At 29.9% G+C, this 25917-nt stretch carries 20 protein-coding genes; 5 read left to right on the plus strand and 15 right to left on the minus strand.

Features of this window, described 5'->3' with window-relative positions:
- Positions 1-12: 12 nt before the first annotated feature.
- Positions 13-681 (minus strand): SMI1/KNR4 family protein, encoded by a 669-nt coding sequence (locus ABD816_RS06850; RefSeq protein WP_344925865.1) that lies wholly within the window; start codon positions 679-681, stop codon positions 13-15.
- Positions 682-828: 147 nt separating this feature from the next.
- Positions 829-1143, minus strand: coding sequence for a hypothetical protein (locus ABD816_RS06855; RefSeq protein ID WP_344925868.1), 315 nt, complete (start codon positions 1141-1143; stop codon positions 829-831).
- Between the two features lie 734 nt (positions 1144-1877).
- Between ABD816_RS06855 and ABD816_RS06860 the strand changes: the two genes are divergently transcribed.
- Both ABD816_RS06860 and ABD816_RS06865 read left to right on the plus strand, forming a co-directional pair.
- Positions 1878-3728, plus strand: a complete 1851-nt coding sequence (locus ABD816_RS06860; RefSeq protein WP_344925869.1) for an OmpA family protein — start codon at positions 1878-1880, stop codon at positions 3726-3728.
- 101 nt (positions 3729-3829) lie between these two features.
- On the plus strand, positions 3830-5095 hold the full coding sequence (locus ABD816_RS06865; RefSeq protein ID WP_344925870.1) for a hypothetical protein: 1266 nt from the start codon (positions 3830-3832) through the stop codon (positions 5093-5095).
- 5 nt (positions 5096-5100) lie between these two features.
- Here the strand turns inward: ABD816_RS06865 and ABD816_RS06870 are convergent, their stop codons facing one another.
- From ABD816_RS06870 to ABD816_RS06885, 4 genes are all read right to left on the minus strand, one after another.
- Positions 5101-7461: a GumC family protein gene (locus ABD816_RS06870; protein WP_344925871.1), complete on the minus strand. Its 2361-nt coding sequence runs from the start codon at positions 7459-7461 to the stop codon at positions 5101-5103.
- A gap of 4 nt (positions 7462-7465) precedes the next feature.
- Positions 7466-8254: a polysaccharide biosynthesis/export family protein gene (locus tag ABD816_RS06875; protein WP_344925873.1), complete on the minus strand. Its 789-nt coding sequence runs from the start codon at positions 8252-8254 to the stop codon at positions 7466-7468.
- 88 nt (positions 8255-8342) lie between these two features.
- A complete protein-coding gene (locus ABD816_RS06880; RefSeq protein ID WP_344925875.1) occupies positions 8343-10283 on the minus strand; it encodes a polysaccharide biosynthesis protein in 1941 nt (646 codons plus the stop codon).
- The gene (locus ABD816_RS06885) at positions 10280-11413 is read right to left on the minus strand and encodes a DegT/DnrJ/EryC1/StrS family aminotransferase (RefSeq protein WP_344925876.1); all 1134 of its coding nucleotides are present in this window, start codon (positions 11411-11413) and stop codon (positions 10280-10282) included. Before ABD816_RS06885 ends, ABD816_RS06880 begins: the two co-directional genes overlap by 4 nt.
- A gap of 770 nt (positions 11414-12183) precedes the next feature.
- On the opposite strand from ABD816_RS06885, the gene ABD816_RS06890 reads away from it, so the two are divergent.
- Together ABD816_RS06890 and ABD816_RS06895 are read left to right on the plus strand one after the other, a co-directional pair.
- Complete coding sequence (locus tag ABD816_RS06890) at positions 12184-13536, plus strand: MBOAT family O-acyltransferase (protein ID WP_344925878.1); 1353 nt, start codon at positions 12184-12186, stop codon at positions 13534-13536.
- A gap of 44 nt (positions 13537-13580) precedes the next feature.
- Positions 13581-14546: a hypothetical protein gene (locus ABD816_RS06895; protein WP_344925880.1), complete on the plus strand. Its 966-nt coding sequence runs from the start codon at positions 13581-13583 to the stop codon at positions 14544-14546.
- Between the two features lie 32 nt (positions 14547-14578).
- Here the strand turns inward: ABD816_RS06895 and ABD816_RS06900 are convergent, their stop codons facing one another.
- The 5 genes from ABD816_RS06900 to ABD816_RS06920 all read right to left on the minus strand — a co-directional run bounded on the left by ABD816_RS06900 (position 14579) and on the right by ABD816_RS06920 (position 20377).
- Positions 14579-16327, minus strand: coding sequence for a NeuD/PglB/VioB family sugar acetyltransferase (locus ABD816_RS06900; RefSeq protein WP_344925882.1), 1749 nt, complete (start codon positions 16325-16327; stop codon positions 14579-14581).
- A gap of 89 nt (positions 16328-16416) precedes the next feature.
- Entirely contained in the window at positions 16417-17019 is a 603-nt protein-coding gene (locus tag ABD816_RS06905) for a formyltransferase family protein (protein WP_344925884.1), read from the minus strand.
- Positions 17020-17196: 177 nt separating this feature from the next.
- Complete coding sequence (locus tag ABD816_RS06910; RefSeq protein WP_344925886.1) at positions 17197-17820, minus strand: sugar transferase; 624 nt, start codon at positions 17818-17820, stop codon at positions 17197-17199.
- A 5-nt stretch (positions 17821-17825) separates the two neighbouring features.
- Positions 17826-19133: a phenylacetate--CoA ligase family protein gene (locus tag ABD816_RS06915; RefSeq protein ID WP_344925889.1), complete on the minus strand. Its 1308-nt coding sequence runs from the start codon at positions 19131-19133 to the stop codon at positions 17826-17828.
- Between the two features lie 74 nt (positions 19134-19207).
- Positions 19208-20377 (minus strand): glycosyltransferase family 4 protein, encoded by a 1170-nt coding sequence (locus ABD816_RS06920; RefSeq protein WP_344925890.1) that lies wholly within the window; start codon positions 20375-20377, stop codon positions 19208-19210.
- Positions 20378-20706: 329 nt separating this feature from the next.
- On the opposite strand from ABD816_RS06920, the gene ABD816_RS06925 reads away from it, so the two are divergent.
- Positions 20707-22662 carry a right-handed parallel beta-helix repeat-containing protein gene (locus ABD816_RS06925; RefSeq protein ID WP_344925891.1) on the plus strand — a complete coding sequence of 652 codons (1956 nt, stop codon included), beginning with the start codon at positions 20707-20709 and terminating at the stop codon, positions 22660-22662.
- A 404-nt stretch (positions 22663-23066) separates the two neighbouring features.
- Here ABD816_RS06925 and ABD816_RS06930 read toward each other — a convergent pair whose 3' ends face one another.
- The 4 genes from ABD816_RS06930 to ABD816_RS06945 all read right to left on the minus strand — a co-directional run bounded on the left by ABD816_RS06930 (position 23067) and on the right by ABD816_RS06945 (position 25905).
- Entirely contained in the window at positions 23067-24002 is a 936-nt protein-coding gene (locus ABD816_RS06930) for a hypothetical protein (RefSeq protein ID WP_344925893.1), read from the minus strand.
- Entirely contained in the window at positions 23986-24387 is a 402-nt protein-coding gene (locus ABD816_RS06935; RefSeq protein ID WP_344925895.1) for a hypothetical protein, read from the minus strand. The genes ABD816_RS06930 and ABD816_RS06935 overlap by 17 nt, the downstream gene beginning before the upstream one ends.
- A gap of 89 nt (positions 24388-24476) precedes the next feature.
- Complete coding sequence (locus tag ABD816_RS06940) at positions 24477-24911, minus strand: thiol-disulfide oxidoreductase DCC family protein (RefSeq protein ID WP_344925897.1); 435 nt, start codon at positions 24909-24911, stop codon at positions 24477-24479.
- Positions 24912-24927: 16 nt separating this feature from the next.
- Positions 24928-25905, minus strand: a complete 978-nt coding sequence (locus ABD816_RS06945) for an acyltransferase family protein (protein WP_344925901.1) — start codon at positions 25903-25905, stop codon at positions 24928-24930.
- Between the last annotated feature and the right edge of the window lie 12 nt (positions 25906-25917).

The raw sequence follows: 25917 nt of genomic DNA on the forward strand, positions 1-25917 counted from the left end.
TGTGTTATAGTTTTACTTCAAAAAATTTTGATACCAATTAAAAAATTCATCATCAGAACTTTCATCATCCATAGTCGCCGGGTGTTTTACTATTTCTAATGCTGTTGTAGGGATAGTCATATTAAATGTTTTCTTTACCCATTGTTGAAATTCTTTATTAGGTTTAACAATAAACGGATCGTTATTTTGATTAGGTGGATATGGAAAATTTTCATCCCAACATAATTCATCGTATCCAATGGCTAAAAGACGAATGAAATCAATCATATTATCCGCTAAAACACATGATAACAAAGAACCTGATCCAGACCCCATATGAACAATTTTCAACTCATTATTATCATTTAACCATAGTGCACATTCAGAACCTTCAGCACCACTCTGAGCAAAAACACATAATCTTGACTTTAATTCTTTAGTATCTTCCCCTCCGAACCAATATTTTAAATTGTCAGTTCCACCAGCTGCAAATTCAATTTGAGTACCCCCTTCTCTTTCTGTTTCTGTCCAACTTTCTTTTAATTTTTTTTCAGGATAAAGAAAACCTATTCTATCTCCATTTTTAGTATCAACATACAATTTTCTATCTTCAATCCATTGATACAAAAGTGTTAATTCATAAGGAACTGACATTCCCTTTGGTAAAACACGCTCTAATTGATCAGTTAATTTAGTTTTCATATGGACGTATTAGAATGATATCATATATGATTAGATATCTTTATCTTACTAATTATAAAAAATTAATCATACCAATATACATTAAAATCAGTTGCTTTTTCAGCACAGTATAATTGCCAATAAACTTCGGTACCACTGTTTTTCTCTCTAATTAGTTCCGAATTCATATAATTCCTCTTGAGGATCATCATATCTCATCCTTTTGTTAATCGATTGTATTGGAAATAACCTAGTAATTGTTTTTAATGTTGTTGAACTTTCGATTCTAAATCCATTATACTCTAAATAATTATCATTTAGCATAAAATCGATATTTGAGAAGCCTACTGCTTCATTTAGCTCCTCATATTCCATTCCATTTTTATAATAAAATCTAATATTGAAATCATCATATACCCAACCACCATTACCAAGCTCAAAATATTGCCATTCTAAATTTCTAAAATAAATAGGGGTAAACACCTGTATGAATTCCAGCCAAAGTCCCTTTATTTTGTAAGACAGATATATATAGTTTTGGAAAATAAAATGAATAAACTTTTAAATATAATTTTATGAAACAGTTTTTCTACCCTTTACACGTATCATTTCCTATTACATTTTTCAAGTTTATAAGATTAAAACCATTCAGTATTACTTATAAATTATGAGTAGGAATAAAAAATCTATACCGATTTATACTATGTAATTTAAAAAAATCAACAATAGTTAATTATAAAATGATGGAAATAAAAAAGCTAAGCATTAAATTATTTTATTTTTTTTGTTAATAACACGCATTATTATTATATTATTAACATATTAATAATCATAAATATACACCAAGGCATTTAAAAAGTCAAGTATTTATTGAATAAGTAATAACATCATAAGCTTACATAAAGTATGGACACTTTTAATATTGTTAAAACGTTTAAATGAAGAGACCACCTAATTAAACATTGATGTAACTACAACCACGACAACTATCATATAAACATATATATTAGAGGGTCAAGTAAATTTTATATTCATACGAGTTACTTTTTTTTGTGATAAACATATCAAATACATTTTAAAAGTATTAATTCTGCACTATCAGCAGTATTATCAATGGGGAATAGACAATGAAAACATTCGTACAAATCACAATACTTTTTTTAATTCTGTGTCATTCTGGTATGTTCAGTCAAAAGCGGGATTTAAAAAAGGCTTCTATGAATTATGAACAGTACGAATTTGCCGAAGCCATTAACTTATATGAAAGTGCGGCTTCAAAAGGTATAGCCTCGTTAGAATTATATAAAAAGCTAGGAGATTGCTACTATTTTAATTCTAATCTAAAAGATGCTGCAAAATGGTATGAAAAAATGATAAATACTGGTGATCCATTACCAAGTGAATATTATATACGAGCAGTACAGTCACTCAAACATTTGGAAAAGTATGAGGAAGCTCATAAATTAATGAATCAACTTATTACATTTGATAGCGAGAACCCTAGCGCAAAACGATTTCTAAATAATCCCTTATATCTTGAAAAAATAGCACGCCAATCAGGAAGATACATTATTACCAATTTAACATCTAACTCTACAAATCAAGACTTTGCACCATCATTTTATAACGATCAACTTGTTTTTTCTTCCTCTAGAGTGCATAACGATGCCAGTATTGAGACTAGCACTTGGGCAAATAAACCATATCTAAAAATGTATGGTGGGTTTATAGAAAACACAGGACAAATTTTACATCCACTTGAATTTGCAGAAGAACTGGACTTAAAGTTTCACGAATCAACCTCATGTTTTACTAATTCTGGTTCTACTATTTATTTTACCATCAATAATAATCAGAATACCATATCACCATTGGACTCATTGAGATTAAGACGTCTAAAAATTGTAAAAGCTGATTTAAATGAACGTGGTGAATGGGATTATATTGAAGAACTTTCTTTTAATGATGATTTGTATTCTACGGCGCATCCAACGTTAAGTAACGATAACAAGAAACTTTATTTTGTATCAGATATGCCAGGTGGTTATGGTAAGTCTGATATATATGTTGTTGATATTTTAGAAGATAATAATTTTAGCAAACCCCGCAATATGGGACCAGAAATTAATACAGAAGGAAGAGATACTTTTCCTTTTGTTAGCGAAGACGACATGCTTTATTTTGCTTCTGATGGACATTTAGGATTAGGCGGTTTTGATATATTTGTTACTAGTTTAGGAACAAATAACAAAAAGGTTTATAATCTGGGAGAGCCTATCAATAGCACCTCTGATGATATTACTTTTATTATTAATGATCGTACGAGAAAAGGATATTTTTCATCCAATAGACCAGGAGGCAAAGGTGATGATGATATCTATATGTTTGAAGAAACTACTCCTATTCTAACAGATTGCAAAGGTTCTATTAAAGGGACGGTAAGAGATGAATATTCTCGTGATATTATAAGTGATGCGACTATACAAATAAAAACTAAAAATGGTGCAGTTATCAACACAGGGACATCAGATGCTCTAGGTAATTTCACAATACCAGTTGATTGTATTGATGTGGACTATAATATATTTATAAATAAAGAGGGATTTGCTCCAGTTTCGAAAAAAATAAAAACAACCTCTCAGGATCCGTCTCTTGTCCTTTCTATATATCTGATCAATGTAACTCCACCTTCTAAAGGAATCGATTTAGTTAAGTTATTAAAACTTAATTCAATTTATTTTAAACCAAACAAATTTGATATTTCGAAACAAGCGATAGTAGAATTAGACAGGGTGGTTCATTATCTAAAAAGTAATCCACTTATAGAAATAGAGGTTCGCTCACATACCGATAGCAAGGGAAGTGATCATTATAATCTTATATTGTCACAAAAAAGGGCGCTGGCTTCTGCCACTTATATTATGGAAAAGGGAATCGAACCAGAAAGAGTAAAATCAAAAGGATATGGTGAGACCTTACTGAAAAATAAATGTGCTAACGGAGTCCCTTGTACCAAAGAGCAACACAGAAAAAATAGAAGAAGTGAGTTTATCGTCATTCAAAATTAAATAAAAAATTAAATACGCTTAAAACCTTAAACAAACATTTAATTAATTATTTAGTATACAGGACATGTAAAAGGTCTTTAGTATAATTTTAAATAAAAAATATGGAACAAAAAATTTTATACATCGTATGTTTCTTAGGTTTTTCCCTTCTTTATTCTCAAGATGAAGTATTTCAATTTAATCCTTCATATACTAAAGAAATGATTCAGAAGTCTCCGGATAAGTTCTTCTCAGTATATCAAGCTAATAAGGAACGAGCTACTGATATTATTGCTAATCAAAATGAGGCTGCAGAAGACTTAGAAATAGCTATTTCTGAAGGAATTAATGATAGTATTCAGGCAGAGAAACTACGCAGAGATGCAGTATCGAGAAAAAGAATTACAAACTATATACTCCAATACATTAATGAATTTTTAGATTCTAACTTACCCTATGACACAAAGGTGGAAAATTTAATTTCTGCACAGAAATTAGCTAACCTATATGAAATCGAACCTCTCATATATGCCGATTCTGAAATTAATCCAGAAGACCAACAAGAATTTGTCGTATTACAAAATAATCATCAGGATCTAAAAAGGCATTTAAAAAAGGTAATTAAAAATATAGAAGAGAAACCACTACCTAAAGAACCTAATACTGATTCAATACATAATCACATTATTAGATTACGAACCAAATTGGCTAATATACATACTGATAAAAAATCTCTTGCTCGTAATCTGGATATTGAAAAAACTATTTTCACTCTTGATAATAAAATCGATGAAACCCTACTATCAGGATCTTTCGAATTAGTAGAAAATTATTTTGTAACCAAAAATGAATTTGATAAATCACAAGATATTACGGAAATAAACCAAATAGAAAAAGAGAAAATAGAAAAGGAAAATATGATTTTACAAAAGGGTTCCGTCTTAATTAAAAATACTGAATCAGAAAAATACTACTTTATACCATCCGATTTAGTAGAAAATATTAAATATAGCTCTACAACAAAAGAAAATTCTTATGAGGTAAATACAGATCCTTATACAAAGAAATCTATCTCTAGAATCAATAACCTAACGTATACCTTAAAAAAATATGAATCGATGATCTTGCGCTGTAAAGAATTAACCGTAAAACTAGCAAAACATCAAGCATCATTAAAGGATGGATCAATGAGTAATGAACAAATGGGAATTTGGAAAAAAGATTTGAATGAAGCTCAGCTACTTACTTATCAGATAGACATGTATAAATCAATGTATAAGAAAACTAATTATCCGGTTGAAAGATATGCTAATAAAAGTACCCTTAAAAGCTTTGATGAGATTTATAAAGAATTAACCAATGCTTTGAGATACGTAGCAGATTTCTAATATACCTAATCTTTATCATTTTTAGCTCCGTACCCATAACCGTACCCGTATCCATTCTTAGTGGATGCTGCATTTAAAAGCATAGCCATATTAGGTAATCGCTTATCCCTATAAAAACTTTCTGGAATTTTTAAAACTCTTTTATCGGAGTAATTCTCTCGCACTATATATATGCTAAGATCAGCAAAATGACTAATTAATAAGGTATCAGTAACCAAACTTACCGGAGCAGTATCTACTACAAGATAATCAAAATTTTCTTCTAAATAATCAAACATTTCTTTTACTCTATCATTAAGTAATAATTCTGCAGGATTAGGAGGAATAACTCCAGATGGTATTATATATATGGGATGCTCATCATTTTGCTTATAAATAACGTCTTCAATCGCTATCTCAGAATTCATTATATAATTAGTAAATCCTTTAGTATCCTTACCTTGAGGAAGTTCTAGAAAATTATGAAACTTTGGATCTCTGAAATCAGTACCTACATATGCGACTTTCTTACCAGAAATTGCCAATGCTTTTGCTAAATTGGAAGAAACTAAGGTTTTACCTTCCCCAGAAATTGTGGATGTAACAAAAAGTACTTTTCCAGTATCTTTTTTAATCCCTGCCATTAAAAAATTAAGATTTGTTCTAAGAATTCTAAATGCCTCTGCGACTGAAGATCTACTGGTTCCCGAAACAACAATTTTACTCTTTTTAGATTTTAGTTTTGGAATGGCTCCGAGAATAGGTATGGTAAGTAATTTTTCTAAATCTTCTCTAGAGCTTATTTTAGTATTAAAAAGGTCTTTCAAGTAGATTATTAAGAAAGGAAGCAACATACCAAAAAATAGTGCAGCAATATAAATCATTTTCTTATTAGGCGAAACATACTTTGAAGCCATAATAGAAGCCTCGTCAATTATACGTGCATTTGATAATGTTACATGACTTGTAATTTCTGCTTCTTCACGTTTTTGTAGCAAATAAAGGTATAATTGTTCTTTGATACCTTGCTCTCTACCTATTGCTGTTAATTCTTTTTGTCTTTGCGGTGCATTATATAATTTTCCACTAAAATACTTGTCTTGAGTTTTTAAACTATTTAAACTAATGCTAATCGAACTTTTAGCGCCATTTAAACTAGCTAATAATCCTTGCCTTAAAGAGTTAATTTGTTCGTCAATATTAACAACTACTGGATTCTGTTCACTAGATGATTTGAGTAACCTATTTCTCTGACGTATTAGACTATTATACCGAGCTACAGTAGCTGTAATTGATGGATCATCAAAACCAAGAGTAGATGGTAATAAATCATATTTACCATCTTGACTCATTACGAACCTTCTGGTAGATTCAATTTTTCTCACCTGTGTTTCTAACCGATTAATCTCTTGTACATTTCTGGAATCAATATCGGCCACACGCTGTGTTTGTGCTTCAACATTGCTAGTTAATCCAAATTTTGATTTGATTCCTGCTACTTCATCATCTACTTCGGTTAAATCTCCAGATATTAACTGTAATCTTTCACTAATGAAACCAGCGGTTCTGGCTGAAGTTTGTTTTTTATTTTCAATGGTCGATTTATTATATTCTTCAATAAGAGTATTTATAATATCTCTTCCTTTTTTCTTTACCGGATCATTAAGTGATAACTTTACAATAGAGGACCCTTTACCGACAGTACTAACTGATAATTTATTCCTATATTTTTGGACTATGCTTTGAACAGGAGAGATTTTAATATTAATAATCGCACCTTTATTGACTGTGATATCTTTTTTACTAGGTGTAATTACAACATCCCCAATACTAGTACTCACAGTCTTACCAAAAATATGATCACTTAAGATTTTTCCATCTTTATCAACGAACGAAAAATCAGTTTCAGATTTAATTAAAACTCTAAACAGTTTTGATTTGTTATGAACTATAGAATCCGCTGATAAAAAATTTATCTCGATCAGAGATTTAGGATAATTTTCTATTTCTAAAACTCTTCCTTTTGTAAAATACTGAACATTTAGGTTTAAACTATTGACTACATTGGTAATCAGAGTTCTGGATTTTATAATTTGAATTTCATTTTCTATTTTGTTAGATGAATTATCTAAAAGTCCTAAATCTTTGAATGCAGAAAGTTCTGACTCACTAACACTTTCTTCCTGAGAAATTAAGATAGTTCCCGATACGTTATACTGAGGAATTGTATATCTAATATGTAAAAATGCAAGCGCGATAAAAAGTACGACACTTATCACAAACCAATACCATTTTTTTAAGTATTTGAGAATTTCGCCTTTTAAATTGAAACCAGTTTTCGTTGCATCTTGAACCGAAATTGGCTCTGAAGTTTCTATATTCATCATATGATTACCTTAAAGCCAGAGTTAATGCAGATAGTGCGACACCAATAATACTTAAAACAAGTCCAACCACATTCCTATTACCCTCAGAGCTTCGTATTCTGGTAGTATTAGGCTCAATATATAAAACATCATTCTGCGCTAAATAATAAACCGGAGAATCGAAAATAGATTTTGATGTAAGGTCTACTCTATGATAGGTATTGACACCTTTATTTTCTCTAATCACCATTACGTTCTCTCTTCTTCCTGTTATTGTCATATCTCCCGCCAATCCCAAAGCCTCTACTATGGTAATTCTTTCATTTGGTATACTATAAGACCCCGGCACATTAACCTCACCTATCACAGTGATTTTAAAGTTTTTGAGTCTTACATTAACAATAGGGTCTTTTATATAAATTATTAATTTATCTTTTATTAGATCTTTTACTTGCACCCTCGTTAATCCAGCTATTTTAAGTTTACCAAGTATAGGAAATTCAATCATGCCTTCTTCATCAATAAGATATGTAGCTGCCTCTCCTCCAGAGGCAGAAGAACCACTACCCTCTTCAGTTAAAGTAGATAATGAAGATCCTTGCATCATATTAAAAGGGCGTGCTGCATCCATATCTGCTGCAGACACTAAGACGCTAACGATGTCGTCCACTTTAAAAACGGGTGTAAATGAATTTGTTGAAGAAATTTTTTCTAAATCCTCAGAATTTTGAAAATATACTACATCGGTTGGCGCTTTACAAGAAAAAACAACAATCGATAATAGAAAAAAAAATGATACTTTAATTAAGCGCATAGGGCAAATGCTTTTATATTTCTAATAATTATAATAACAAAAATACATTAAATACTTACTTGTAACATACAAAATTGAACAAGTAAATTTATATATAAATTTTATGTTCTTTTTTATGAATATTCGTTTCTATTTCCTTATTCTTTTTATCAATACTTTCGAATGTAGAGTTTTTAGAAATATATTCTGGTACAATAACCTTAAGTTGACCTACAACTTTATCGTCTTGATTAGATAAATTCATAGAACAAAGATCATCTATTTTGTTTTTTATCAAAGAAGAATCTGTATCATCAAACTTACTTATCATAATTTTTTTATGATATGTTGGTAATGTATTTTCTGTATCTGCTAACAATTCTTCATAAAGTTTCTCCCCTGGTCGTAACCCTGTAATTTGTATATCAATATCATTAGGATAATTGAGTCCTGATAATCTGATCATTTTTTTAGCCAGATCAAATATTTTTACTGACTCTCCCATATCAAATATAAAAATCTCACCACCATTCCCCATAGTTCCAGCTTCTATTACTAATTGTGAAGCCTCTGGTATCGTCATAAAAAATCGAGTTACATCTCTATGAGTAACAGTCAGAGGGCCTCCTTTTTCTATCTGCTTTTTAAACAATGGAATAACAGATCCATTGGAACCTAGTACGTTTCCAAATCTAGTTGTGATAAACTTTGTTTTACTAGTATTATGAAGGCACTTGATATACATTTCTGCAACTCTTTTTGTTGCTCCCATAACATTTGTTGGGTTTACCGCCTTATCAGTTGATACAAATACAAACTTATCTACTCCAAATTTTGAAGAAAAATCTGCAAGTCTTCTTGTACCTAATACATTAATTTTTACTGCCTCATATGGATTATTTTCCATTAAAGGTACATGTTTGTAGGCAGCTGCATGGAACACCAAGTTAGGTCTGAATTTTTCAAAAATTGTTTCGATTCGCTCATTATCTCTTATATCAGCAACAATTGGAGTAAAATTATTAACCCCCTTACTTAACAACTCTTGTTGCAAATCATATAACGGAGATTCCGCCTGATCTACAAGTATTAAATGTTTATATTTATAATAAGCTGCCTGTCTTACAATTTCGCTCCCAATAGAACCAGCAGCTCCTGTTACCAAAATAACTTTATCTTTAAACTCTTTATGTATATTTTGATTTTCTAATGCAATAGGTGCTCTATCTAATAAATCTTCAATCTGAATTTGTTTTATCTGAGAGACTTGTAATGTACCATCAATCCAATCATTAATAGCTGGAATAATTTTAACTTTAACGGATAACCCTAGTAAATCATCTGAAATTTCGGTCAATCGTTCTTTACTAATTAAAGGAATAGAAACAATAATCTCGCTGATATTATGTTTTTCTACAAATTCCTGATTAATAGATCTAGAACTATACACTTTAATCCCATTGATAGTCTTACCAATTTTTTGTGAATTATCATCTATGAAACCTACTACAGAAACAGACTTCTGAGAATCACTGGTGACTGCTGCTAATGTTATTAAACCAGAATCTCCCGCACCATAAATCATGATTTTAGAGGCATCCCCTAATTTTGATTTTATATAGAGATAACAATACTTAAAAATTAAACGACTGGTAGTTAATGTTATAATATTTAATAAGTAGTGAATACTAATGATGGATACAGGAATATTAAGCAAATCCGGGATTAACGACAATCTGCTAGAGACCATCAACGCGCCGCTTAATGCTATTAGTACAGTCACTGCTAAAAACAGATTATATGCATCTTTCATTCCTGTATGTCTAACCACTCCCTTATAAGATCCTATTAACAGGAAACTAATAGCAGATAATACAATAATTACAGGTACTTGATAAAGCAGTCCAGGAGTATCTATATCCATCGTAATTCCAAATCTGACAACGTATGCCAGAAAGAAATTAAACACAGTGATCGCAATATCTATCGATAAAACGAGCCATTTCGATGCGTGTTTATGAGAATTATTAATTATGTAGTCTTTTATCATGTAAATACGTTTTTAATTACCGATACGATTCTAAATAAATCCTCTTGTTCAAGATTAGAACCGCTAGGTAAGCAAAGTCCTCTATCAAACAAGTCATCAGAAATTCCATTAAGATACATGGTACAGTCTTCAAAAACAGGCTGACGATGCATGGGTTTCCATAAGGGTCGTGATTCTATATTTTCTTTTCCAAGAGCAGTTCTTATAGTTTCTCTTAATTCATACGAAGTTGTTTCTATACAACTTAGCCATCTATTAGAGTAAAAGCCATTTGGTTCTTCAAGAAATTTAATATCAGGAAGTTCTTGTAAATGTTCCTTATAAAATTTAAAATTATTTCTCCTTTTTTGTACGTGCTGATCCAATACTTGCATCTGCCCTCTCCCAATACCAGCTAGGATGTTGCTCATTCTATAATTAAAACCAATTTCGGAATGTTCATAATGCGGAGCATCATCTCTTGATTGTGTAGCAAGAAAAATAGCTTTTTCTTTATATTTTTCTGTTTTAGAAACTAAAGCTCCTCCTCCAGATGTAGTTATTATTTTATTACCGTTGAATGAAAGAATTGCAATATCTCCAAAAGTTCCACATTTTATATCATTGTGTGAACTTCCTAATGCTTCAGCACTATCTTCTAAAACGGGAATTTCATAAGTTAATGCTATTTTATGGATAGCCTCCACTTGATAAGGCATCCCATAAAGGTGTACGGCTACAATGGCTTTTGGTTTTTTTCCTTTAGAAATCCTATCTTTTATAGCAATTTCTAATTGTTCAGGACACATATTCCAAGTTTGCGATTCGCTATCAATAAAAACAGGTGTCGCACCCAGATATACAATTGGATTAGCTGAAGCAGAAAAGGTCATACTCTGACACAATACTTCATCGCCTCGAGTAACTCCTAATAATTTTAAGCCTAGATGTAATGCCGCAGTACCAGAACTTAATGCAGCTACACTTGTACCACTTTGAAGGTATTGTTGTATATCTTCTTCAAAACCATCCACGTTAGGTCCTAAAGGAGCAACCCAATTAGTATCAAAAGCAGATTTTACAAAACTCTGTTCCGTGCCCCCCATATGTGGTGAAGACAACCAAATCCTCTTGGATTCTACTAAATTCATAATTTTCACATTAATAATGAATAACAAATTTCCCTCAACAAATGTACCATACCTATGACATTTATCTATATTCTTTTTTAAATAATCTAAAAAATATTTAGGAAGAGGGGGGTAGTACTTCCAAAAAAAATGTATTTGCTTTACTTGCTTTACAACCGCTAAAATAACTCAGATAAATTAAAATTCAGTCAATAAATTGAATTTTTAGACACAATGCTAAAATAAACGTCAAATCACCAGTAAATAAAGAAGCAAAATAAAAAATAACGGTTTTACCGTAAGAAAAATACTATAAAAGCATATTTTGTATATTTGTTTTAGAGTTAAAATAAATAAATTTTGTTTATTAAATATACAAAAAACTATTACAATTAACACTGATAATTAAACATTTGTTAAGAAAAATAATTGTTATATCATAAAGTAATTTTAGAATATAATTCTATCAATTATTCATCAGTTTTTAAACTCTTTCTCAGCGGGGTGTTTACCCCTTTGCTTATTAATTTATAAATTTATGAATACCCAGTATCACTAACATTGAGAAGAATATATGTTTATATTTTGATTTTATTAATTAAATAGATCAATTTTATCTCATTTAAAATAAGGCAATTAAAAATAATTGTTAGTATATAAAACACGATTAGCTTACACACTATTTATCGCACATGTTATTTGACTCATTATCTTTTTTTATTTTTTTACCGATTGTTTTTGTTTTGTATTGGTTTTTGTTCAATAAGCAATTGCTATTACAAAATTCTTTTTTGCTTCTTACGAGTTACTTATTTTACAGCTTATGGGATTGGAGGTTTCTATTTCTAATTCTCTCCAGTACTATTCTTGATTTTTTTGTTGGTCAACGTATTTATTCCAGTGACTCTATACAGTTAAAAAAACGATGGTTGTGGGTTAGTATATTATTCAATTTAGGGTTGTTAGGCTTTTTTAAATATTATAATTTCTTTATAGATTCCTGGGTAGATTTTGTATCTGTTTTTGGTTATGAACTAAAAAGTGCCTGGACACTACAAATCATTCTTCCAGTCGGAATATCTTTCTATACATTCCAAACTATGTCTTATTCTTTAGATATTTATTATAAGAGAATTACTCCCTCCAGAAACTTTATATCATTTGCTACTTTTGTGAGTTTTTTCCCTCAATTAGTAGCAGGTCCTATCGAGAGAGCTTCTAATTTATTATCACAAATTACTGCTAAGCGAACATTCAATTACAAACAATGTACGGAAGGATTGAAACTTATTCTATGGGGTTTATTTAAGAAGGTGGTTATTGCAGATAGTATTGCTCCTATTGTAGATGATATTTTTGCAAATTATAGCACCTACCCTGCTTCTACTCTTATTCTCGGTGTTTCTTTATTCAGTTTTCAAGTGTATGGCGATTTTAGTGGGTATTCTGATATTGCCATTGGTACGTCAAAATTATTTGGAATAGAATTAATGTCTAATTTCAAATTTCCAAATTTTTCCAGAAATGTAACCGAGTATTGGCAAAGATGGCATATCTCATTATCCACTTGGTTTCGTCATTACGTTTATATTCCTTTAGGTGGTAGTCGTGTAAACAAATTAAAATCAGTAAGGAATATTGCTATTATCTTTCTAGTTAGTGGCTTTTGGCATGGTGCTAATTGGACGTTTATTGCATGGGGAGCGATTCACGCTATCTTATATATTCCAGTCTTTCTAATGGAAAAAAACAGAATCTATATGAATACTGTGGTTGCAGAGAATAGTTGGTTTCCATCGATAAAAGAGGTAATACAAATTATACTTACTTTTTTTCTTATCACTTTCTCCAGGATCTTTTTTAGATCAGAATCAATCACAGATGCGTATAGCTTCTTACTACAAATATATTCGGATTTCAGATTTGAAACATATCAGCATCCATTAGGATATCGTATGATTGATTATTTTATTCTCTTGATAGTCTTTATATTATATGAGTTTATAATACGCAGGAACGAACGTGCTCCTTTTAATTTTAAATCTAAAACGGTACGTTTTATATTATATACTTTAGTTATTTTAGGGATGCTTTTATTTTATGACGATAGTATAGATCGATCATTTATTTATTTTCAATTCTAAGTTCATCTATACAAATTATAAGTACTTTAAAAAGTTGAAACGATATGAAAAAATTAATTATTAAGAGCTTCTTATACATGAGTGTTATCCTTCTTTCATTAGAAGCATTAGTTCGGGTGTTTTACTTAGGCAAGGATACCCCTACCCGATTTCTCGATGAATATAAAGTAGAAAAGTGGGCTCCTAATCAACAAGGTTTTTCTGTGACAGGTAACAGACGGCAAAATTTCTCTGAGTTTAAAATAAATAATTCTGGTTATAACTCTTATCGTGAGTTTACTCCATCAAAAAACAAAATAGAAGTTGCATTGGTTGGAGATTCATTTATCGAGGGATTTCATCAGAATTATTACAACTCTATAGGTAAAAAAATTGAAAATGAAATCCCCAATATTGAAGTTTATGAGTATGGTTATGCAGGATACGATTTTGCAGATCAACTCCACTTAATAAACGCATATCGAGATCAATTTGATCTCATAGATTATATAGTTCTTGGAATAAAATTCTCTAATGACCTTACCAGAAGTCGATATAATGTAATTACAGATAGGTCCGCATTAGAATCACCTTTCAATAAATTACTCAAAAAAAGTAAATTAATTGTCTATTGCAAAAGTATCGGAATCTTAGATCCTCCGCTCAGATTGATTAGCCAAGTATCTAATTTGTTTAGTCCTGAATCACAGTCCAGTAATTCACACGTAAACATAGCTATAGAATCCAAAAAAGAAATAGAATACCTTAAAAATTTTAAGAAACTAGTATCTCTATATGGATTTGATAAAAGTAAATATATTCTAATCTTAGATAGTAATGTAACAAATCCAATCTTTCTCAATTATTTAGATACAAATGGATATCAATATATAGATTTCTTTCCTTCGTTTACATCCACAAAAAAACCAACTACACTAATTTATGACAAACATTGGAATAATTATGGACGAACTATTATTGCAAAAGAAATCTCAAAATTTTTGAAATCAAAACTAATTGATATTAAATAATTAATTAGGAAAGGTTATTAATCAAAACTATTCTATTCATATTTTCTATACAAAGGAAAAAAGTCAGATACTTTTTCATCAATACTATCTGATTTAAAGCCTTCACATTTCTGAGCTACTAAATTCTCATAAACAACTTGATTAATAATTTTTTTACCAATGTAATAGATCGCATCTTCATCATTGGGGAAAAATGATTTTTTATACTTATAAAGTCCGTCACCATCTTCTCTTCCTCCACCCAGTACATAATGAGTAAAATTATGTTCTCTGGCCCAATTTAATACTTCAATTTTGAGAAAATCGTTAGGTCTTGTATAAAAATAATCTGATAATGTACCTCCCAAATACGAATATAAAGTAGAACCATCTATTAGAATTAGCTCTGTTGATATAGGGGTATCCTCTTTATAAATCATTGCGATCATGCAGGATTCAGGATTGTTGATGATAAAATTTTTGAAATAATCTATGTAATGAAAATATTGAGAATGTGCATTATTACGATGCATTGTCTGAATATAAATATCATAAAAATCTTTTATAATATCTTGCGATATTGAATTGCGATACATCACTAATTTTAATTCTTCCTGCACAGCTTTTCTATGGTTATTCCTAACTTTTGGTTTAAATTTTTCCCACTGCACGTCCTTCTCTATGATATTTCCTTTTATATTTTTAAGACTTGGTGATAATACACCATTATATTGTATATGATTACCATTTAAACTAAATCGAATAAACTCACTAATTATATTCTTTTTTCTATACCATATATTTACTTGTTTCCAGAAATGTTTTATAGAATCTTCATCTATCGTATCAGGATTATAAAGTGGACCGCTATAGCCATACGGAGAAATCACATCAGAATATTCAGTATTCACACCGTCAACTGTAATTCTTCTTTTGTAAAAAGGCATAATAATTATAGGAGTATCATCTCTATTCAATACAAAATAACATAGACGATGAATATTCATATCCGTAGTATCTAATAATTCTACTTTATAAAACGGATTAGAATCATAAACTGCTTTTACATTCTTTTCATATATATTTAACTCCTCTTTGGTCTTAATTTTTTTTATTTTAAACTGTGTATCTAATGATACTGAACTAAGATACCCTTCACCTTTCTTTCTATTACGTATTACTTTTGCTGGCACACCGTATGACATCATATAAGCATTAACATTAGAAGTGACAACTGCCCCGGCTCCAATAACTGTATGCTTACCAATTGATATGTTCTGTAAAACGGTTGCTCCTATTGATATGGCAGTATACTCACCTACAAATACAGCTCCTCCTGTAGTAACTCCTGGTGCCAAACTAGAAAAATCTTGCATTATTGAATCATGTCCGAAATTAGCGTTTGTATTAATGATACAAAAATCACCTACAACTGCATCTGCATTGACGGTCCCTGATGCTAAAACCACTGTACCTTTACCTATAGTAGCATATGGACTTATAATAGCTGAAGGATGAACGACGGTTATAAATTCAAAATCGGGAACTAACTTTATTATTTTTTGATATATAATAGAACGAATCCAATTATCGCCAATAGAAATAATACCTTTCTTTACACCTTTTATTGCTAGCTCTTTTAAAAAAGATTCTTGTCCAAGAACCTCATAGCCTAATAATTTATCACCTATAGCCTTATAAGTATCTATAAAACCAAGAATTTCATACTTTTTATTTAACTCGATAGCTTCTAGAACAACTTTTGCATGTCCAGATGCACCAATAACTACAATTTTATCCATTTACAATCTTATTTAAATAAGAATACATAATCAAATCCATTACTCTAAAAAATGTTTTAAACTTAAAAACATCGATTTTATACTATTACTCATTTCTCGTCGTGTATCTCTTCTATTTTCTTTATCGTTTTTAAAATTAACTTCTTTCCTTTTTTAGCAAATTTCGGATATAACGTATCAAAAGTATCTCTATCTTCAATTTTAATAGCTGATTGACATAAAATTAGACCTTCATCTACTTTATCGTCAATGATATGAGTGGTTATTCCAGTTATTTTAACTCCATATGCTAATGCGTCTTGAATCGCTGTTTTGGTTCCTAAAAAACTAGGGAAAAGTGATGGATGAATATTTATAATTCTATTAGGGAAAGCAGATAGCATCTGATCTTTAATTATATACTTGTAATTAAGTAAAAATATATAATCAATATTTCGTTTTTGTAATTCTTCTATGATCTTCTTTTGATATACTGCCTGATTGGTAAAAGATTGTTTTTCTAACTTAAGCGTCTCCACTCCTATCTCTGATGCCATTTCAGCTGCTCCACATGGCTCAGATTCGTAAATGACTATAGATATATTTGTAGTATTAGGTAACTTTTTAGCTTTAAAAGCTTTTAAGGTATCAACTGCATTCCTGCCCCATCCAGTTACAAGAATAGCCCAGTTAGTTTTGTCTTTTGTATGCATAAAATAAAGTGTAGTTTTTTATCAATATAAATAGGGTATATTAAAAATATTTTAAATATCTGCTTTTTCTACTTTGAAAACAAAAATATTAGAAAGTTTATAAGAGAAACTTGACTGTGAAATATTTTTATAAAATTCGATCACTGCACAGTAGCCCACATGTTAATTCATTTTGTTTTACTTCTTTTTATTTGCAATTCTTTCCTCTTTTAGATTAAGCATAACTGATTGCGGATCTACAACAACATCTTTTGATGTTATTACATTTTTAATCGTTTTAATTACTATTTTGACATCTAACAAAAATGACAGTTCTTTTACATAAACAACATCCATAGCGAGTCGATCATCCCATTTTAATAAATTCCTTCCTGATACTTGTGCAAGCCCCGTGATACCAGGTCTTATGCTATGCCTAAGTTTTTCATCTTCTCTATAATATGGTAAATATATGGTCAATAGCGGTCTGGGTCCAATAAAACTCATATCACCTTTTAGAACATTGATTAATTGAGGAATTTCATCTAATGATGTTTTTCTCACAAAACTTCCTATGGCAGTTAATCGTTCAGAATCAGAAAGCAAATTACCCTCTATATCTGTACGATCATTCATAGTTTTGAATTTAATAATAGAGAAGATTCGCTCATTTTTACCTGGTCTTTTCTGAACAAAAAATGGTTTTCCTGAATTAGCAATTGTCAAAAAAATTGTGATACATATAAATATAGGAGTGACAAAAATAAGAAGAATAAAAGCGCCTATAAAATCAAAAACTCTTTTAAAAAATAATGCATACATAAAAATTACAAATTTACTTCATTAATAATTGCTCTCTCCTTTCCGGATGGTAATAAAGATACGTCAGTTACTAATTCTACAAAAATTATTGCATCCTGACCCAGATATTTTTTAAACTCTTGTATAAAAATTTTCTGCTGGTCAAAAGTATTGTTTTCAGTCTTTAGTTTAAAGAGATATTCTTTTTTTGTTTTTTGAATAATTTGTCGTTGTATGATTTCATCGTATTTATTGATCAGTAATAAGATACTTGTAGACAATATTTCTCCAGAGGTATTACGTATCATATCCATTTTCCTACCTTCTACTTTTGTAAGTACTAACGGAAGTATCTTATCACTGTCAGGATAATCCATAACTCCCAGGTCACCAGTATCATATCTAATAATTGGTGTCATATAATTAAAAAGGTCGGTGATAACAATCCTACCTAATTCTCCCGATTTCACAGGTACATCTTGCTCAAGATCCAAAATCTCAACATAATAGCTTGCCTGATTAATAACAAAGTATTCAGCCTCTTTAGGCTGTTGTGCGATCATACCGTTTTCAGAATTAGAATATCTCGAGACCATATCAACATTAAAATACTTTTTCATCTTCATTTTTGTGTTAATATCTAATCTCTCAGATATACCTATCACTGATTTTAATTGACAATCAATAGGAGCAGATTCTATAGTATCCAGATATTTACATATTTTTGTAAATGAAGATGCATATCCAATCATTCCTTTATTAGACTTACTATTAATTAAAGAATCTAAGAGTTGTTTGATTGAATTGGAAGATAATTCAAATACATTGACAGAAACAATATTTTGTAGTATTGAGGTTAGCTTACTTTTCTTTTTAAACATATTCCAAAAGCGTAGGTAGTACAATCTGTAGCCAATATAAAAACCCGCTAATTCTGAATAATAGACTATATCAGCTGTATTTCGAGCTTTTTTATTAATATCCTGAAAGACTGTAAATGCTGCACCAGTAGACCCACTAGTTGTAACAGTTACCTTTCTTTTACTTTGATATTTTTTTGATACAAACTCATTATATGATGATTTGATAATTTCCTTGGTAATGACAGGAAAATCATTAATATCCTGACTTGTATATGAATTATAAAAATTTGTGGTATCAGATGCATGTAATAGTATATTCTGAAGGTACACCCTGATTTTCTCTTTTGTACGGAGGTGGGCAGGATACTCTGTTATGAACTTAATATCCTTATAATGAGTATATATAGAACCTCCTTTTAATAAATCAAATAACCAAAATAAAACCTCTCTAACTTTTTCCTTACCCTTCATTTACTAAAAAACCTTTTTATAATTACTTTAAAACCGTAATAAAAAGGTAAAATATACTATTTATTTTCTAAAAACTAATTCTTTAATAGTTTTTCATACTCATGAAGAATTTCTTGCCAGACATAATTTCGTTCATAACGTTCTACGATCATCTGCCTGCATACTAACGAGGTTTGTTTTATCAATTCTCTATTTTTAATTGTTTTTAATATTGCATCTTTTAGTGCTTCGTCACTTTTAGGCGGTATAATCAGACCATTGATATTTTCTTCTACAATCTCATTACATCCATTGATATTAGTTACAATACTATATACACCCATAGCTCCGGCTTGCATTACTACATTAGGAAAACCCTCTCTATAGCTAGGAAAAGTCAATACATCAGAAATTGCTAAAAATGGTCTTACATCGGTCTGCCATCCAACAGGAATTATGTTGGGATTTCTATCAATTTCGGATTCAGTTTGGGGTAATACCGGATCAAGTTCCCTCTCATAAGATCCCACTAATATCATTTTGACTTGTTGATGTTCTTGCTCAATAATATTAAATGCATTGATCAACTCATTAATCCCTTTATCCTTAACTAATCTCCCAACAAATACAAAAACCATATCGTCTTGGGTAATCCCTAATTTTTCTCGTAATGCGTTGTTATCCTTTGAACTATATAATGTTGGATCAAAATGATTTGTATCTATACCATTAGAACTTCCTCTAGCGAGTACTTTAAGTTTTTTTTCTGAAGTATAATTATTATCTAAAATAATTGATTTTAATCCTTCTGAGTTGGGATAAATCATACTTGCACAAGCATAAGTTATTTTCTCTACAGCGTCTAACAAAATACGCTTAGCTCCTACAGCTTCCATCAACGGTAAACCAGCAATAGTATGTAATCTATTAGGTACTCCTGCAAATTTAGCCGCAATCATAGATACCGTGCCAGCTTTTGGTGTATGGCTATGTACGATTGCAGGTTTTTCTTTTTTAAAAATTTTATATAAATGATAAACAGACTTCAGATCTTGTAATGGTGTGATTTTTCTAGTCATTTCTACAGGAATGACTTCTATTATTTCTTCATTGGCTACTCTATCTAATTGATAAACACCATCAATTTGTTCTCCTTTACTAGAAATACCTATCATTTTATAGTAATTGGACATAAATTTTAATTGTCCCTTTAATAAACCTCCAAGAGAAATAGGGACGGTTGTGATTCTAATTATTTTCTTCATTATACGTTGTACTGATCGACTCTAATTTAACTGCAAATATAGAGATATCAACAAGTGTTTTTGTCCTCTAAAAATTATTTATTGCTGTCTTAAATATTTAATTATATTTAACTTTTTTTTAAATAAACTTAGTTCTTGCATATTTTTAAATCTTAAGGACAATTATATTTTGTCTTTAAGGTTTTCCCGTAATCGATTAATTGTTAAACGTTTAAAAATTTAATTTTGCTTAATTTTAACATTTTTTTATCGATTAAAACACAATAACCCCGATAAAGTGTCGTTATATTAGCTAAATAATCAAAAAATACAACCAAAAAATTCCCCCCATGAAAAATTCTTTTTATTTACTTTTAGTATGTTGTTGCCTTAATTTTATTTCTTGTAACACAGAATCTTTTGAAGATGAAGTTTTACAAGAGGAAACTGATCCTAATATTCCTGAAGAAGAAAGTGAAATTACATCAACTACTCCATGTGATTTTGATCTTTCCGAAATCACTTCAAATTCTACGATAACAATTGATTGTATCTTAGACTTAGGTGGTGCAGAAATTTCTCTTCCTGATAATGTTAATTTTGATTTTAATGGAGGTGATATTACAAATGGAACTATTAATTTTAATGGAGGGTATATCGATGGAAGACTTTTGAGTTCTAAACTTACTGTGAATGGCGATGTGAAATTAAAAGAACCTACACTCAAATATGTACCATCCAGATGGACTATCGTACAAGGTGAAACCACATCAGCAGTTGCGTTGGAAAACCGTGATCATCTGGAAAATATCTTTGCGATGGTACAAAAACTAGAAGGTAATACTTTAGAGATTGATAAGCTGGATGCATATTTTGAAGTTAGTTTAGTTACACATCCTAGTGATCCTAATTTTAGAGCTTCTTTAGAAGCTATTAATGTACCGTCAAATTTTAATTTAAAGATGACGAACAATACAAAATTAAGAGTATTTCCTAATAATAGGCAAACATATGCACTTCTTTCAGTAAGAGAAGCTTCTGATGTAACTATTAGTGGTGGAATCCTTCTTGGTGATAGAGACGAACACGATTATTCTGCCGGAGATCAGGAATGGGGATACTTAGTATTCTTAAAGGCTGCAGTAAATACAACGATTAGTGGAATGACCCTAAAAAATGCAATGGGTGATGGTATGAAGATCCAAAGTTTAAAATTTTTCTATGAACCAGATCACATTCCTACACATGATATTGTTATTACAAAATGTATTTTTGATTCTAATAGAAGAAATAATATGTCAATAACAGGTGGTTATGATATTTATGTCGATGACAACCAATTTCTGAATGCAAGTGTAGATACAGATTCTTCTGAAGGAGTTGCTCCTGGATTTGCTATTGATATAGAAGCTACCAGAAAAAGAGATGAAGCTACTGGTGAAATGTTCTATTATGAAAGGGCTGAAGATATTTATATTACTAATAATACAGAAACGGGAAGTAGAATTGGAGGATTTACTGTTGCAATTGGTTATGACGTAACTATAGAAAATAATACTGTAGAAACGGGTATCAGTTATTCATTTGCAAATGGAACAAAAATCATTGGAAATACAGTAGTTGCTCCAGAATCTGGAAGATCAGGAGCTGGTATCAAAGCAGGTCGAGAAAATGGTGATGATGCTACTATTTATGACAACCTAGTATCTAAAAATACAGTGAGAGGTTTTGGAACCTCGATTTTTGTTTCCAATAGAGATGTTGTAATAGAAGGTAATAATTTGGAAGATTTCGGAGCTGGTATAAATATGAGTAAATTAACTAATGCCGAAATAAAAAATAATATTTTAAATAGTGAAAGAGATGGTTCTATAGGAATTGTTAGCTCTACAACTGGTCTTGATAATGTAAGTATCTTTGGTAACAATGTTACTGTAGCTAGAAACCCTATTAAGATGTCTAATCTAAATCTAGAACCAGAAGCTAGTGATTATGTTACAAGTATTTATAATAACGTGTTAAACACTCCAAATGATAGTAGTACTCTATTTATAAAATCAACAGGAATTGAATTTACTGATAATGAATTAAATCACCAGATAGAGGTTTTTAATTGTGATGGAATAGCATTTATGAAAAACTCTGTTACGGATAGCGATGATCACGGTTTTCATTTAAGAGAAGTAAACAATAACATTAATATAGCTAATAATACTATAAATGTTAGTGATAATAGAGAATGTATTCAAATTGAAGATTCAACCAGTACCTCTGAAGTTACTATCACTAATAATACGTGTCAATAATAATATGTAAATAGACTTTATAGATTGCTAAAAAAATGGATGAATAATTTTCATCCATTTTTTTATGTGCTATAATAAGTATTAGGATGAAAGTATAAAATAAACCTAGATACGTATCCGTTTCCCTCTTAGATTTGATTGTATACCATTTCATTACAAAAGGCTAATAAGCTATATTCCTTTTCTGCTGAACAAAAAGAAACCTTATTTTTAGCCTCTTTTATCATTTAAAATTATTTACAATTTATCGTATTTAAAAATAAACTCCTTAAGTATCTATTATATAAAATTTAAGACTTAATATATCTGTAATAAAAGTATAAGTTTCATTGAAAAGGTTATTATAAAACTAAAGGAACCAACGGTCAAAATACAAATAGGTACAGTATTAAGTTATTGATCTATTAAAATAGCGCTAATAATCTTGCAAATGGAAAATAATTTAGAGGTAAAAAGATAAATACAAACAGATAGAACCAAGAAAACATAGTTAACTTATGATCCTCAAGTGACTGAATAAATCCTAAAACTGTCAGTATGATTGCAAATCCTGTAACTGTAGCTATTGGGTAAGTTGTTAAAATAAAAGTTACTAAGAAAACATTCCTATATTTAGAAAGTAAAAAATTTCTAGGTAAACAAAAACTGATGGCTATCATACCTTCTATAAAAATTGTCCAATAAGAAATTAACATTCCGAATCCTCTAATATTATCAACTCCATTTACTAAAAAACTGGTTTTAGGATCATTAGTTTTTAATAATAACCTTAGGTTTTCTTCATTTTCTATTAATAAATTTAAGTCAACTTTCCCCATCAGTGAACTAAAACCAAAAAATCTAGGATCTGTAGTGTTTGTAAATTCAAAGAAAGATCCATCTAAAAATTCTGATGCCATAAACTTTCCTATAGTTGCAAATAAAAAACAAAATCCGATGATTAATCTGGATTGAGTATTCAGAAATCTAAGAGGGTGTATTTTTTCTTTCAAAAACATCGCAATAGTGACAGCAATAATAATAAAAGCAAAAATGTGTTTATGATTTGGGACGTATCCCACTAAATCTAAAACTAGATAAAAAGTACTGGCCATACAAGCAATTAGCGTCCAATAGTATGGATGCTCTCTAACCACCTTAAACAAAATTCCGGGGATCAAAATTACAGGCATAAAAATGGACAAATATCCATTGTCATTCATATACATTAAAAAGATAAGCAATAGCATCTGTAAAGTAAGGGTAAGAATACTATCATTATTAGTGGTCTCTGAAATATGTCGTATTTTACTAACAATTAAACCTCTGGTTCTAGATACACCTTTAATCATTGCTTTCATTATTTAATAGTTGTAATTCAATACGTTCCTCATTGCCATCATATAGTACTTTAAAAATTTGAATTTCAGTAATCGACTCTTTAGAAATAAGTTCATCACAGGATACAGAAAGATCAAGCAGCTTAATTCTATCAGTTTCCCTATCATAACACCAACGCATGTTTTTAACCTTATTCAATGCCTCTATTTTACGATCCTCACTAGGTAATATTCTCAAACCAATATCTTCATCTTCTAGCGCTGGTATATCTCTAAAATTTATAAAATATTCTTTTCCATTATGCATTACGCTAGCACCAGAAGTTCTATATAACATCTTATCAATTTTACCAAACATCCTCATTCCACCACCCATCCAGCTATCTAATTGATCGGTTTCTACCATAATTATATTTCTGACAAAAAAGAAAATCATGAGAGTTGGTACTATAAAAACTAATATGTTTTTTTTAATCATTTTACAATTATTTAATTTTATAAAAACTGAGCTCTTTCTTCTGGTGATGGTAAACGACAACTTTCTTTTTTACCAAAAAGGCGATATCTGTTTTTTGATATAATTTTATAAAAAAAATCTCTCAAAAATGCTGGCATTATTAAAAAAAATGAAGCTAACAATCGATAATTTGGCAATTCCTTGAGAATACGAAGTACTGCAGTAGATTTTTTATATATCTGTCCTTTATCATAGAAATAAATAGTAGAAAAACTATTATGTATTATAATATCTTTACCTTTTAAAATTTCCTTAGCCGTATCTGACTGTAAAGAACAGTAAAATATTTTGTGATTGACATCTCTTTTAATGACGAAATCAATAAAGCCATTACATAGGTTACATACTCCATCAAAAAGAATAATCATTCTTTCCTCTTTGTCTCCTGTATTTATCCTTTCTGTAGAATTCATTAGTAAATAATTATAATTAAAAAAATATTTTTAGTCTTTTGTTAGCATAGATTAGAGCAGAACCAAATACTACTGAAAAAAAGATTATCAATATATATCGCTCTGTGTTTTGAACTTTTAGAAATATATCTTTCATCATATATAGAACTAAAGGATGAATAAAATATATGGCAGCGGATAATTTAGAAATAAAATCATCCTCTACCTCAATAATTTTAGATTTATTACTTAAAAAAAGTATTAATGCAGGGCATAAGACAATTAAAATAATATAAAAATCAAAGCCTCTCCTGCCAATTACATAAAAATGCAATAGTGCTTCTGAGAACAAAAATAAAAAACACAAAATTAATATATATAACTTAGAAAAAGACTTTTTTAATCCCTCCATAAAACCTTTTTTAGATATTAAATAACCAATTGCTACAAAGGGGAATCCCATAAAAAGAAAATTTCTTGAAGGAAAACTTGATCGAATTAATCCTCCTATCAGACCCTCTTCATCTGGATAAAATAATTCGACTTTTTGAACTAACCAACCAATAATAAATAAGAACAAAGCAATTTTGAATAATTGTTTATCGCTAATATTCTTTTGTTTCAAAAAATATAACAGTATTACTCCACCTATAAGCGCTATTATATACCATAAATGCCAAAATCCAAATAAAATAGATGAGATATTCATTAAGATTGAGACAGGCATACTATCTTTAAAATGAAATAAGTAAAAAGGTGCATAAATGAGCATCCATACTATATAAAAGATAAACAACCGCTTAATATATTTACGAAAAGCAATATTATTTTCTAATACTTTCTTAAGATACAAACCATTAAGAACAAAAAAACATGGAACCGCTATACGACATATACCATTTACGATCATATGAGAAAAGAGACGAGATGATTCCCAAAAAATAGGGCTATGAATTATTACGACTAAAAGACTCATAATTATTTTTAGATAATCTAATGTAATATTTCTCTTCATACTTACTTAATG

The organism is Aquimarina addita (genome assembly GCF_039539305.1).
Classification (GTDB): Bacteria; Bacteroidota; Bacteroidia; order Flavobacteriales; family Flavobacteriaceae; genus Aquimarina; species Aquimarina addita.

Coding starts and splice junctions, on each gene's coding strand:
- ABD816_RS06850 (WP_344925865.1), bottom strand. CDS start 681: ATGAAAACTAAATTAACTGATCAATTAGAGCGTGTTTTACCAAAGGGA.
- ABD816_RS06860 (WP_344925869.1), top strand. CDS start 1,878: ATGAATTATGAACAGTACGAATTTGCCGAAGCCATTAACTTATATGAA.
- ABD816_RS06865 (WP_344925870.1), top strand. CDS start 3,830: ATGGAACAAAAAATTTTATACATCGTATGTTTCTTAGGTTTTTCCCTT.
- ABD816_RS06870 (WP_344925871.1), bottom strand. CDS start 7,461: ATGATGAATATAGAAACTTCAGAGCCAATTTCGGTTCAAGATGCAACG.
- ABD816_RS06875 (WP_344925873.1), bottom strand. CDS start 8,254: ATGCGCTTAATTAAAGTATCATTTTTTTTTCTATTATCGATTGTTGTT.
- ABD816_RS06880 (WP_344925875.1), bottom strand. CDS start 10,283: ATGATAAAAGACTACATAATTAATAATTCTCATAAACACGCATCGAAA.
- ABD816_RS06885 (WP_344925876.1), bottom strand. CDS start 11,413: ATGAATTTAGTAGAATCCAAGAGGATTTGGTTGTCTTCACCACATATG.
- ABD816_RS06895 (WP_344925880.1), top strand. CDS start 13,581: ATGAAAAAATTAATTATTAAGAGCTTCTTATACATGAGTGTTATCCTT.
- ABD816_RS06900 (WP_344925882.1), bottom strand. CDS start 16,327: ATGGATAAAATTGTAGTTATTGGTGCATCTGGACATGCAAAAGTTGTT.
- ABD816_RS06905 (WP_344925884.1), bottom strand. CDS start 17,019: ATGCATACAAAAGACAAAACTAACTGGGCTATTCTTGTAACTGGATGG.
- ABD816_RS06910 (WP_344925886.1), bottom strand. CDS start 17,820: ATGTATGCATTATTTTTTAAAAGAGTTTTTGATTTTATAGGCGCTTTT.
- ABD816_RS06915 (WP_344925889.1), bottom strand. CDS start 19,133: ATGAAGGGTAAGGAAAAAGTTAGAGAGGTTTTATTTTGGTTATTTGAT.
- ABD816_RS06920 (WP_344925890.1), bottom strand. CDS start 20,377: ATGAAGAAAATAATTAGAATCACAACCGTCCCTATTTCTCTTGGAGGT.
- ABD816_RS06925 (WP_344925891.1), top strand. CDS start 20,707: ATGAAAAATTCTTTTTATTTACTTTTAGTATGTTGTTGCCTTAATTTT.
- ABD816_RS06930 (WP_344925893.1), bottom strand. CDS start 24,002: ATGAAAGCAATGATTAAAGGTGTATCTAGAACCAGAGGTTTAATTGTT.
- ABD816_RS06935 (WP_344925895.1), bottom strand. CDS start 24,387: ATGGTAGAAACCGATCAATTAGATAGCTGGATGGGTGGTGGAATGAGG.
- ABD816_RS06940 (WP_344925897.1), bottom strand. CDS start 24,911: ATGAATTCTACAGAAAGGATAAATACAGGAGACAAAGAGGAAAGAATG.
- ABD816_RS06945 (WP_344925901.1), bottom strand. CDS start 25,905: ATGAAGAGAAATATTACATTAGATTATCTAAAAATAATTATGAGTCTT.